Raw genomic sequence first — 12,097 nt, forward strand, 5'->3', positions numbered from 1 at the left:
CGCGCTGGCGTCTGCGAAACAGAGGCGCCGGGTACACTGCGCGCGGAAAAAAAGCCGGCATGAAGATCACCATCGACACCGACGCCCAGTCCCTGGAGTACCAGGCCGGCGATGAAACCCCGAAGCGACTGCCGCTGTACTCGTCCGAGGCCTTCCGGGTGGTGTCCCAGGTCTGGCTCAGGCAGGAGTGGAACCTCCTGCACTGGCAGTCGTTTTCCTGGCTGGGCTTCCAGCTCTGGCAGCTGCCGGAAGATGTGCTGCGGCTGCAGGAGGTGATCGCCAGCGTGCGTCCCGACGTCATCATCGAGACCGGCGTCAACCGCGGCGGCAGCGCCGTCTTCTTCGCCTCGCTGTGCCGGGCGCTGGGGCGCGGGCGGGTGATCTCGATCGACATACAGATACCCCCGGAGCTGCGCGAGGCGGTGGCTGCCTGCCCGCTGGGCGACCTCATCACCCTGATCGAGGGCGACTCGGCTTCTGCGGCGGTGGTGGACCGGGTGCGCCGGTCCGTGGGGCGGAGCCAGACGGTGTTCGTGTTTCTCGACAGCGACCACAGCAAGGCGCATGTGCGCCGGGAACTGGACGCCTACGGCCCGCTGGTCACACCGGGTTCCTACATCGTCGCGACCGACGGTGTCATGGCCCATCTCGCGGACACGCCCGGGGGCCAGGCGCACTGGCTTGAGGACAATCCGGCCGCGGCGGCGCGCGCCTACGCGGCCGAACACCCCGAATTCGAGCTTCGCCGGCCCGCAGCGCTCTACAACGAGGCCTTTGTTGAAGAGGCGCTCACCTACTGGCCCGACGCCTGGCTGTACCGACTCCATCCCCCCGCCGACTGAATCCATGCACACGAGTTCCCGCGACAAGATGCGCCTTTTTGTTGAACAGTACCTGGGCGCGCGTCGCGGGGAGCCGCTGGTCATCCACGACCTGGGCAGCCAGGACGTGAACGGTTCGTACCGCGACCTGTTCGATTCCCCGAACTGGCGCTACACCGGGCTGGACATGGTGCCCGGCGACAACGTGGACCTGGTGCTCAAGACGCCCTACACGTGGCGCGAGGTGGCCAGCGGCTCGGTCGATGTGCTGGTTTCCGGGCAGGCCTTCGAACACATCCGCTATGTGTGGATCACCATGCTCGAAGTGGCCCGTGTGCTCAAGCCGGGTGGCCTGTGCATCGTCATCGCGCCGTCCAGCGGGCCGGAGCACCGCTACCCGGTGGATTGCTGGCGGTTCTATCCCGACGGCATGGCGTCCCTCGCTCGTTTTGCCCAGCTCGATCCCGTTCAGGTGAAGACCCAGTGGCAGGACGAGGGCCATGACGACGGCAGCGATGTCTGGCACGACTCCGTGCTGGTCTGCCGCAAGCCCGACCATGGCCCCTGGTGGAACCTCAAGAGCGCGCTCAAGCGCTGGCTGCAGCACCGCAGCCTGGTCCAGGGCCTGTCCGATCCGGCACCTCTTCCTGAAGCGGCGGCGCTGCGCGTCGCCATGCCAGCGCCGGCCACCTTGCCGGCTGCACCTGCGACACCCGCAGCAGCGGAACCGCCCGCGTTGTCGCAGTGCCGCTTCTACCACTCGGTGGACCTTCCCGGCGGCGAGTCGGTGAAGGGGGAATGGGACCTGCGCCCGAACGTGGATGCGTATCTGGGCGGGGTCGACTTCGCAGGGCGCTCGGTGCTCGAAGTGGGGCCGGCCAGCGGCTTCCTGAGCTTTCACATGGAGGCCGCGGGCGCCCGGGTCACGGCGCTGGAGCCGCCCATGGAGCACCTCTGGGATGTGGCCCCAGTGCCCGGTTTCGACGTTGCCGGCTGGCGCCAGGAGTTTGCCCACGTCATCACGGGGGTGCGCCAGTCGTTCCAGTACCTGCACCATGCCCGCGCCTCCCGGGTCCGGCTGATCGTGGCGCATCTGGACGCCCTGCCCGAATCGGAGGGGCCATTCGACATCGGCCTGCTGGCCTCGGTGCTGCTGCACTGCCGTTCGCCGTTCTCGGTCATGGAGCAGCTGGCGCGCCGGGTCCGCGACACCCTCATCGTCACCGAGGTGTACGACGCCAACCTCGGGGATCTGCCGGTCTGCCGCCTGCTGGCGGACCCCGCGATCCCGCAGGTGCACACCTGGTGGGCACTGACGCCCGCCTTTGTCATCCAGTCCCTGGGGCTGCTGGGATTTCCCGACGCGCGGCTCAGCATCCACCACCAGAAGCGGGATGTCGACGGCGCCATGGTCCCGATGTTCACCGTCGTGGCGCGGCGCGCCTGGCCGCCGCAGCAACCGACACCAAGGAACCCCGATGCACGATTCTGACGCCAGCCTGCTGGAGCTACTGCTCTCACCTGCGCTGGACAGCCTTTTCCGGACACCCCGGCGCCTGGGCAAACCCAGCGGTTGGTGGGGTCATGTGCCTTTTGCGTTCTGGATCGTCCAGGCGACCGAACCGCGACTGCTGGTGGAACTGGGCACCCACCATGGCGTGTCCTATGCCGCCTTCTGCGACGCCGTGCTGCAGCACCGTCTGCCCACCCGCTGCTTCGCGGTGGACAGCTGGCAGGGCGACGCACATGCCGGTTTTTTCGACGAGGCCGTCTACCGCGACGTCCAGGCCTTCAACGATGCCCACTACGGCGGGTTCTCCGAACTCATCCGGGCCGACTTCGACACCGCGGTCGGGCACTTCGCCGACGCCTCGATCGACCTGCTGCACATCGACGGCTTCCACACCTACGAAGCCGTGCGACACGACTACGAAACCTGGCGGCCCAAGCTGTCCGAGCGCGCTGTGGTCCTGTTCCACGACACCAATGTGCGCCGCGACGACTTCGGCGTGCACCGCTTCTTCAGCGAGCTGGCGGGCCGCCATCCCCACTTCGAACTCCTGCATGGCAACGGCCTGGGCGTGGTGGCCCCCGGGCGGGCCATGCCGGCGGCTGTCGCGCAGCTGTGCAACGCCGCATCGACGGCACAAGGCGTCGCCATCCGGGAGCGCTTCGCCGCGGCGGGCGCCCGCTGGCTTGGCCACGCCAATGAACGTGAGATGGAGCGTTCCTTCGCGCTGCAGGTCGACGCCCTGGTCGCTGCGCGCGCCCAGGTGAGCAGCGAGCGCGACCGGGCGCAGGCCGCCGTGGCGCGTCTGGACGGGGAACTCGCACGGGAGCGGGCGGCCGTTCAGGCGCAGCGCCAGGACGCTGGCCAGCGGGATGCCTCGCTGCGCAAGCTGGCCCGGCTGGAAGGGGAGATGAGAACCGCGCGCCAGGAGCGTGCGCTGGTGGAGCATGGCCTGACCGAAGCACGCCAGACCATCGCCACCCTGACGCTGCAGCAGCGCGCGCTGGCCCAGACCCTGGAGACCGCCGAGCCCGCTTTGCGCCAGCTGCTGTCCACGCTGCTCGCGCCCCCGGAGCGAGGGCCTGCCGCCGACAGGCCGGGCGTCCTGCAGCGGCTGCAGCGGCGGCTGGGCCGGCGCGAGCCACCGGACCCGCAGCAGCCGGTGATCGACACCGTGCGCCGCTCGGCATTCTTCGACGCGGCCTGGTACCTGGCGGCCCACGCCGATGTGGCCGACGCCGGGGTCGACGCCGCCGTGCACTACGCGCTGTTCGGCGGCCTGTCGGAAGGCCGGGACCCCGGGCCCTGGTTCTCCACCCGGGCCTATCTGGAGGCCCACCCGGATGTGGCGCAGGCCGGACTCAATGCGCTGTACCACTTCGAGGTCCACGGCCGACACGAGGACCGTGGCTTCCCCCTCAGGCCGCTGGACCGGCCGTGGCCGGCCACGTCTGCCCCGGCCCCGGTCGTGGCCATCGAGCCGCCCGCGGCGGTGCAAGATGCCAAGCTGGCGTTCCGCCAGCGCAGCCAGGACGAGCTCGCGCAGTTTCTGCAGGACGGGCACGAGCTGCACTTGCCCACCGCAGAAACACCCCGCGTCTCCATCGTCGTGGTGCTGCACAACCAGGCCGAACTGACGTTCAAGTGCCTGGCGTCGCTGGTGGAGGCGATCGAGGCCCCTTGCGAGGTGCTCCTGATCGACAACGCATCCACCGATGCCACCGCCACCCTGCTGGCCAGGGTGCGCGGCGCCCGGGTGCTGGCTCAGAACGAGAACCTGCATTTCCTGCGCGCGGCCAACCTGGGGGCCACCCACGCCCGGGGTGAGCACCTGCTGTTCCTCAACAACGATGCCCAGCTCAAACCCGGATCGATCCGGGCGGCGCTGGCCCTGCTCGACGGCCGGGGGCGCGTCGGTGCGGTGGGCGGCAAGGTGGTGCTGATGAACGGCCGCCTCCAGGAGGCGGGCAGCATCGTCTGGGCCGATGGCAGTTGCTCGGGATACGGCCGGGGCGAGGACCCGGACGACGCCGCGTTCCAGTTCCGTCGCGAGGTGGACTACTGCTCGGGGGCCTTCCTCATGGTGCGGCGCGCTCTTTTCGAGGCGCTGGGCGGATTCGACCCGGCCTACGCACCGGCCTACTACGAAGAGACCGACTTCTGCATGCGCCTGCACCAGGCCGGACACACCGTGGTGTACGAGCCGCAGGTCGAGATCCTGCACTACGAGTTCGGCAGTTCGGAGAGTGAGCAGACCGCGGTGGGGCTCATGCAGGCGCACCGGGCGGTCTTCGTCGACCGCCACACCCAGGTGCTGGCCCGGGAGCACCGGCCCCACGGAACGCGCGCCATCGAGGCACGCCAGCGCCCGGCCACGCAGCCGCGCGTGCTGGTGGTCGACGACCGCATCCCCGTCCCGTCGCTGGGCTCTGGTTTCCCGCGGGCGCGCCAGCTCGTCCACAGCCTGCACGAAGCCGGTGCCTTCGTCAGCCATTACCCGCTGACCTGCCCGCAGGTCGACCTGGTGGAGGCTTATGAGGTGCTGCCGCGCGAGGTGGAGATCATGGCCGGTCGAGGCATCGACGGGCTGGCCGACTTCCTGCGCGAGCGCTGCGGGTACTACGACGCGGTGATCGTCAGCCGGCCGCACAACATGGACCGCTTTCTCCGCGCCTGCCGGGAGGTGCCCGCCTTCCTGCCCGGCACCGCGCTGGTCTACGACGCCGAGGCGATCTTCGCCACCCGCGAAACGCTGCGTGCCCAGGTGCTGGGCGAGCCGGCACCGGAGGAAGACGGCGCGGCTGCGCTGACCCGCGAACTGCAGCTGGCCGAGGCGGCCCGCCATGTCTTCGCCGTGAGCGAGGCCGAAGTCGAGCGGTTCCGCCAGGCGGGCTGCCAGGACGTGCGGGTGCTGGGCAACGGCATTGCCGCGCAGCCCACGCCCCAGGGCCACAGCGAGCGGCGCCACCTGCTGTTTGTCGGCCGGCTGGCGGAGGAAGGTTCGCCCAACGCCGATTCGGTGTGCTGGTTCGTGCGCGAGGTCATGCCCCGGCTGGACCACCTGATCGGCGAAGGCTATGTGCTCCACCTCGTGGGCAGCCCGTGCGAGAGCCTCCAGCAGGCGCTGGGCGGGCCGCGGGTGGTGTTCCATGGCCGTGTCGAGGACATCCGGCACTTCTATGAACAGGCCCGCGTGTTCATCGCGCCCACCCGCTTTGCGGCCGGCATCCCCCTCAAGGTCCAGGAGGCGGCGGCGCACGGGGTGCCGGTGGTGGCCAGCGGACTGGTGGCGACGCAGCTCGGCTGGGAAGGGCAGGGCGGCCTGCTGGGTGCGGACAGCGCCGAGGACTTCGCCCAGGCCTGCGCGCGGCTCTACTTCGATGCTGCCCTGTGGCAGAAGACCCGCCAGGCGGCGCTGGCGGCCGTGGAGCGGGACTGCGCTCCGCAGGCGTTTGACGCGACGGTGCGGGCCGTGCTGCGCGAAGCGTGTGAATCGTCGGGCCGGCCGGTCGATCTGGCGCCCGGGAATGAACAGGCGCGCGTGTCGGAGGCCTGGAGCGTGTCACCGTCGCAGCGTCAGGACATCCAGGGCATGAACTGGATGGCGCATCCGAGGGTCATGGCACGCCTCCACCACAAGGCCACCGGCCAAGAAGGCACGGATGTGTACATCCATCTGAAGGACACGCTGACCCGTCTGGGCTGGAGCCTCCCTGTACCGCGCCTGGTCAGCCTGGGCTGCGGGTTCGGGGCCCTGGAGCGCGGTTTCGCGCAGATCGGGCTGGCCAGCCGGATCGATGGTTACGACATCGCCGAAGGCGCGATTGCCGGTGCGCGCGCACGGGCCGCCGACATGGGGCTGGACCAGCTGCACTACCACGTGGCCGATCTGGAGCGGCTGGAGCTGCCCGAAGCGTCCTGCGACCTGGTGGTCGGCTTCCAGTCGATCCACCACGTCAACGACCTGGACCGCCTGTTCCGCATGGTCCGGCGGGCGCTGCGCCCGGGCGGCATCTTCCATCTGCACGAGTACGTCGGGCCCGACCGCTTCCAGTGGACCGATGCCCAGCTGTCCCACATGAACGGCTTCCTGCAGACCCTTCCCGAGCGCTACCACCGCCTGCCCAACGGCGTGGTGCGGGGGCCCCGGGAGCGTCCGCGTGCGGCCGACGTGATCGCCTGCGATCCGTCCGAGGCGATCCGTTCCTCGCAGATCATTCCCACGCTGGAGAAGCACTTCCGCGTGCTGGACCGGCGCGACCTGGGCGGGGCCCTGCTGCACATCGGGCTGAGCGACATCGCGCAGAACTTCAGCGAGTCCAGTGCCGAAGACATGGCCCACCTCGACCGCTTCTTCGCGCTCGAGGACCGGCTCGTGGCCGAAGGTCAGATCGGCTCCGACTTCGCCGTGCTGACGGCGGTTCGGCCGCACGACGAATGATCTTCAGTTCCGTCGAGTTCCTCTTCTACTTCCTGCCGATATTCCTGCTGGTCTACCAGGTCTCGGGCCGCCACAACGCGGTGTTGCTGGTGGGCAGCGCCGTGTTCTATGCCTGGGGTGAACTCCGGAACGCATGGGTGCTGGCAGCGTCGCTGGCCGGGTGCTACCTCGGCGGCCTCGCGCTCGGCCGCGAGGCAGACCGCCGGGACCGCCAGCGCTGGGTGCTGGTGGTGTCGCTGCTGTTCCAGCTCTCGCTGCTCGTGGCCTTCAAGTACCTCGGTTTCCTGGCCGACACCCTGCACGACCTGGGCTGGCAGGTGTCCATCGAGCCCGGGTCGGTGCCCGTCCTGCCGGTGGGCATCTCGTTCTTCACCTTCCACGCCATGTCCTATCTGGTCGACATTTACCGCGGCCAGTTGCCCGTCGAACGCAAGCTCTCCCGGCTGACCAACTACATCCTGCTGTTCCCTCACCTGCTGGCCGGTCCCATCGTCCGGTACGCCGCCATCCGGCGGCAGCTGATCCGGCGCCACTGGACCGTGGCCCGCCTGCGCTTCGGCATGGAGCTGCTCATCATCGGTCTGGGGCAGAAGCTGCTGCTGGCCAACCCGCTGGGCACCGTGGTCGACGCGATCTACCAGCTCGACAGCCATGCGCTGACCACCGCACTGGCCTGGCTGGGCGCGATCGCCTACGCGTTCCAGGTGTACCTGGACTTCTCGGGCTATTCCCACATGGCGCTCGGACTGGCGCTGCTGCTGGGTTTCTCGTTTCCCCGCAATTTCCGTTTCCCGTTCCACGCCCTGTCGGTGCGCGAGTTCTGGCGCCGCTGGCACATCAGCCTCTCGTCCTGGCTGCGCGACTACGTGTACACCCCGCTGGGGGGCAGCCGCCGCGGCGGGGGCCGCACCATCGCCAACATCCTCATCGTGTTCGGGCTCTGCGGCCTGTGGCACGGGGCCGGCTGGAATTTCGTCTGCTGGGGGCTCTACAACGGCGGACTCATCGTGCTGGAGCGGCTGGGGCTGGGCCGGATCACGGCGCGCTGGCCCCGCGTGTGCCAGCAGATCTACGCCTGGCTGGCCTTCACGACGGGCGTGGCCATGTTCCGCGCCGAGGACTTCGCACAGGTCGGGACGGTCTATGCCGCCATGGCCGGCTGGTCGTCCGCCACCGCAGGTGCGATGCACCCGGGCCGCTTCCTGGACGGATACACGGTGCTGGTCCTGTTGCTGGCCTTCTCATCGATGCTGCCCCTCTCGCGCTGGTTCGGTGGGCGGCATTTCGTGCGCCCGCGCTGGGCCCCGGTGCGCTGGGTCTTTCTCACGCTGGTGCTGGTCCTCGGTGCCACGAGCCTGGCGTCCGGCAGCCACAACCCCTTCCTCTACTTCCGCTTCTGAGCATGAAGGCCCTGCCGACCCGCCGCGCAAATGCCCTGGTGCTGGCGCTGTGGTGCGCCCTGCTGCTGACGCCGCTGCTGGTGCACCTGTTCCGGCCGCCGCACGAGGCACCGCTGGAAAACCGGACACTCGCACCGGCGCCGGGCTGGCCCGGCACCCTGGATGAAGTGAGCACCTGGCCGGCGCGGATGCAGGCCTGGATGCGCGACCATTTCGGCCTGCGTGGCGAACTGCTGGAGGCCAGCCACCGTTGGCGCTACCAGGTGTTCGGTGATTTCCTGTCCGCCGACCTGGTCCCCGGTCAGGCGGGCGAGGTGTTCTACAGCGTGTTCGGCGACACTCCGGGCAACGCGCTGCGGGTGATGTGCGGGGCCGAGCGCATTGAGCTGCCTGTGGTCGGTCAGCGGGTTGCGGAACTGCTGGCCGCGACCCATGCCGATCTGCCCCGGAGCTACCTGATGATGGCCCCCGACAAGTCGCGTCTGCGGCCTCGTTTGCTGCCCCGCTGGTTGCAGGAGGAATGCGCCGGTGGTCAGCCGCCGGCCGAATCCCTGGTTGACCGGCTGGCGCAGAAGCCCGAGACCGCAGGCCGGCTGTTCTACCCCATTGATGCGATGCGCCAGGTCGATGGGGTGGACCCGGTCTACCGTCCCTGGAACCTGCATTGGGACTTTCACGGTGCGGCCGTCGCGGCCGACTGGCTGGCACAAGGCCAGTGGGGTCTGTCGCGCCGCTATGACGTGGCCCTGGAGCCGCGGGAGACCGAGTTCGACCTGCGGGCATTGGCGCCCGGCGTGGCGCGCCGTGACACCACCTTCGTCCCTGTCTATCCGGACGGGCGGGTGCTGGTGTGCCACAACGACGCCGCCTGCTTCCCCGAGTTCGCCGCCGAGGCCGCCCTGCTGTTCCAGGTCGCCCGTGTGCGGTCGGCCTGGCAACTGCCCGCGGGACAGCGCCGGCCCACGCTGGTCATCATCGGCGACTCCTTTGGCGACAACATCACAGAACCCCTGGCGCGCTATTTCGCCGAGGTCTGGTACCTGTCGATGAACCACCTGTCCCGGCTCAGTCCGGAGCAGCGCCGGCATGTGCGGTCGGTCGTGATCGACCAGTTCCGGCCCGACGTGTTGCTGCACGTGTACAACGAAGGCACGGTGCTGGCCGACCAGGCCCGGTATCTGGCGCGGGTCCGGGAGCTGCTGGAACCTGTACCCACCCAGTAACCCGTTTCATGGACAATTGAAACCAAGTTACAACGGAGACACCTCACATGCCCCAGCGCGCCACCAAAATCGTCGCCACCCTCGGCCCTGCGTCCAGCGATCCCGCCCTGCTTGAGGCCATGATCCGGTCCGGCGTCAACGTCGTTCGGCTGAACTTCTCGCACGGCAAGGCGCAGGACCACATCGACCGCGCCAACCTCGTGCGCGCCGCCGCCAAGCGCGCCGGCCGCGAGGTGGGCATCATGGCCGACCTGCAGGGTCCCAAGATCCGCGTCGGCAAGTTCGCCGAAGGCAAGGTGATGCTCGAACCCGGCCAGCCCTTCGTGCTGGATGCCTCGCGCACCGAGCCGGGCGACATCGCCGGTGTGGGCCTGGACTACAAGGAGCTGCCGCGCGACGTGAAGGCCGGCGACACCCTGCTGCTCAACGACGGCCTGATCGTGATGACGGTGGACAAGGTGGTCGGCGATGCCGTGCACACCACGGTCAAGCTCGGCGGCGAGCTGTCCAACAACAAGGGCATCAACAAGCAGGGTGGCGGCCTGACCGCGCCCGCGCTGACCGCCAAGGACATGGAGGACATCAAGACCGCCATGAGCCTGATGGCCGACTACGTGGCCGTGAGCTTCCCCAAGAACGCAACCGACATGGAACTGGCGCGCCAGCTGTGCAACATGGCCGCGGCCCAGTACAACCACAAGCCCGGCCTGATCGCCAAGATCGAGCGCGCCGAGGCGATCCCCGAGCTGGCCAACATCCTGCGGGTGTCCGACGGCATCATGGTCGCGCGCGGCGACCTGGCGGTGGAGGTGGGCAACGCGGCGGTGCCGGGCCTGCAGAAGCGCATGATCAAGATGGCCCGCGAAATGGACAAGGTGGTCATCACCGCCACGCAGATGATGGAGTCCATGATCGTCAACCCGGTGCCCACGCGCGCCGAGGTGAGCGACGTGGCCAACGCTGTTCTTGACGGCACCGACGCCGTGATGCTCAGCGCCGAGACAGCGGCCGGCAAGTACCCGCTGGAGACCGTGCAGCAGATGGCCGCCATCTGCCAGGAGGCCGAGAAGACCGACCACGACCCGCTGGAAGACGACTTCGTGGGAGCGACCTTCACCCGCATCGACCAGGCCATAGCCATGGGCGCGCTGTTCACCGCGCACCACCTCAAGGCCAAGGCCATCGTGGCGCTGACCGAGTCGGGCTCGACCGCGCTCTGGATGAGCCGCCACAGCGTGCGCATGCCGATCTATGCGGTCACGTCCAAGCTGTCCTCGCAGCGCAAGATGACGCTCTACCGCAATGTGCGGCCACTGCTGGTGGACACCAGCGCCGACCGCGACACCGCGCTGGCCGAGGCCGAGGCCGACCTGAAGGCGCGCGGCGTGATGCAGAAGGGCGACGTCTACGCCATCACCGTGGGCGAGCCCATGGGCACGCCGGGCGGCACCAACACGCTGAAGATCTGCCGGGCGGCCTGAACCGCCTGTCATCGGCACGCAAGGCCGGGCGCCTTAAAATCCCTGGAGTTACAGACCGGTTACCAACTTTGACTAGGGGATCCTCATGGCGCTCGTTTCCATGCGCGAACTGCTCGACCACGCTGCGGCCAACGGCTACGGCATTCCGGCGTTCAACGTCAACAACCTGGAGCAGGTGCAGGCCGTCATGGCCGCGGCCGACGAGGTCGGCGCACCCGTCATCCTGCAGGCCTCGGCCGGCGCCCGCAAATACGCCGGGGAAGCCTTCATCAAGCACCTGATCCAGGCCGCCGCCGAGATGTACCCGCACATCCCGATGGTGATGCACCAGGACCACGGCACCAGCCTCAAGGTCTGCGAAGGCGCCATCGGGCTGGGTTTCGGCTCAGTGATGATGGACGGCTCGCTGATGGAAGACGGCAAGACGCCGGCCAGCTTCGACTACAACGTCGACGTGACCCGCAAGGTGGTCGAACTGGCCCACAAGACCGGCGTGACCGTGGAAGGCGAACTCGGCTGCCTGGGCAACCTGGAAACCGGTGATGCCGGCGAGGAAGACGGCATTGGCGCCGAAGGCAAGCTGGACCATTCCCAGATGCTGACCGACCCCGAAGAGGCCGCCCAGTTCGTCAAGGCCACCCAGCTGGACGCGCTGGCGATCGCCATCGGCACCAGCCACGGCGCCTACAAGTTCAGCCGCCCGCCCACCGGCGACATCCTGGCCATCAGCCGCGTCAAGGAAATCCACGCCCGCATCCCCAACACCCACCTGGTGATGCACGGTTCGTCGTCGGTGCCGCAGGAATTGCGCGCCATCATCAACCAGTACGGCGGCGCCATGAAGGAAACCTACGGCGTGCCGGTGGCCGAGATCCAGGAAGCCATCAAGCACGGCGTGCGCAAGATCAACATCGACACCGACATTCGCATGGCCATGACCGGCGCGGTGCGCAAGTTCATGGCCGAGAACCCCGAGAAGTTCGACGCCCGCGAATGGCTCAAACCCGCCCGCGAAGCGGCCAAGGCGGTGTGCAAGCAGCGCTATCTGGAATTCGGCTGCGAAGGCCAGGGCGCCAAGATCAAGGGCGAGACGCTCTCCGTGATGGCCGCCCGTTACGCCAGCGGCGAGCTGGCTCAGAAGGTGGTCTGATCCCGCCGGGACCGACCTGCGATAATCTGCCGGAATGGTTCAAAGCCCGTTGACTGTTCGGTCACCGGGCT

The 12,097-nt window shown here is 68.6% G+C and carries 7 protein-coding genes; all 7 read left to right on the forward strand.

The window, feature by feature from the left end; genetic code table 11:
- Window positions 1-59 precede the first annotated feature (59 nt).
- The 7 genes from DD542_RS11300 (at window position 60) to fba (ending at window position 12,026) form a co-directional block, all read left to right on the forward strand.
- The gene (locus DD542_RS11300) at window positions 60-842 is read left to right on the forward strand and encodes a CmcI family methyltransferase (protein WP_127805730.1); all 783 of its coding nucleotides are present in this window, start codon (window positions 60-62) and stop codon (window positions 840-842) included.
- 4 nt (window positions 843-846) lie between these two features.
- Window positions 847-2,313, forward strand: coding sequence for a methyltransferase domain-containing protein (locus DD542_RS11305; protein WP_127805731.1), 1,467 nt, complete (start codon window positions 847-849; stop codon window positions 2,311-2,313).
- Window positions 2,300-6,772: a class I SAM-dependent methyltransferase gene (locus DD542_RS11310; protein WP_164868383.1), complete on the forward strand. Its 4,473-nt coding sequence runs from the start codon at window positions 2,300-2,302 to the stop codon at window positions 6,770-6,772. The genes DD542_RS11305 and DD542_RS11310 overlap by 14 nt, the downstream gene beginning before the upstream one ends.
- Window positions 6,769-8,172, forward strand: coding sequence for an MBOAT family O-acyltransferase (locus DD542_RS11315; protein ID WP_079367330.1), 1,404 nt, complete (start codon window positions 6,769-6,771; stop codon window positions 8,170-8,172). Before DD542_RS11310 ends, DD542_RS11315 begins: the two co-directional genes overlap by 4 nt.
- A gap of 2 nt (window positions 8,173-8,174) precedes the next feature.
- A complete protein-coding gene (locus tag DD542_RS11320; protein ID WP_127805733.1) occupies window positions 8,175-9,395 on the forward strand; it encodes a hypothetical protein in 1,221 nt (406 codons plus the stop codon).
- 47 nt (window positions 9,396-9,442) lie between these two features.
- On the forward strand, window positions 9,443-10,876 hold the full coding sequence (gene pyk / locus DD542_RS11325) for a pyruvate kinase (protein ID WP_127805734.1): 1,434 nt from the start codon (window positions 9,443-9,445) through the stop codon (window positions 10,874-10,876).
- 85 nt (window positions 10,877-10,961) lie between these two features.
- A complete protein-coding gene (gene fba, locus DD542_RS11330; protein WP_066157026.1) occupies window positions 10,962-12,026 on the forward strand; it encodes a class II fructose-bisphosphate aldolase in 1,065 nt (354 codons plus the stop codon).
- Window positions 12,027-12,097 lie beyond the last annotated feature (71 nt).

This window comes from Hydrogenophaga sp. NH-16 (assembly GCF_004006415.1).
Lineage (GTDB): Bacteria > Pseudomonadota > Gammaproteobacteria > Burkholderiales > Burkholderiaceae_C > Hydrogenophaga > Hydrogenophaga pseudoflava.

What these genes read in the sequence shown, in the direction of transcription:
- DD542_RS11310 (WP_164868383.1), top strand. Translation starts at nt 2,300, where the DNA reads ATGCACGATTCTGACGCCAGCCTGCTGGAGCTACTGCTCTCACCTGCG.
- DD542_RS11320 (WP_127805733.1), top strand. Translation starts at nt 8,175, where the DNA reads ATGAAGGCCCTGCCGACCCGCCGCGCAAATGCCCTGGTGCTGGCGCTG.
- DD542_RS11305 (WP_127805731.1), top strand. Translation starts at nt 847, where the DNA reads ATGCACACGAGTTCCCGCGACAAGATGCGCCTTTTTGTTGAACAGTAC.
- DD542_RS11315 (WP_079367330.1), top strand. Translation starts at nt 6,769, where the DNA reads ATGATCTTCAGTTCCGTCGAGTTCCTCTTCTACTTCCTGCCGATATTC.
- pyk (WP_127805734.1), top strand. Translation starts at nt 9,443, where the DNA reads ATGCCCCAGCGCGCCACCAAAATCGTCGCCACCCTCGGCCCTGCGTCC.
- DD542_RS11300 (WP_127805730.1), top strand. Translation starts at nt 60, where the DNA reads ATGAAGATCACCATCGACACCGACGCCCAGTCCCTGGAGTACCAGGCC.
- fba (WP_066157026.1), top strand. Translation starts at nt 10,962, where the DNA reads ATGGCGCTCGTTTCCATGCGCGAACTGCTCGACCACGCTGCGGCCAAC.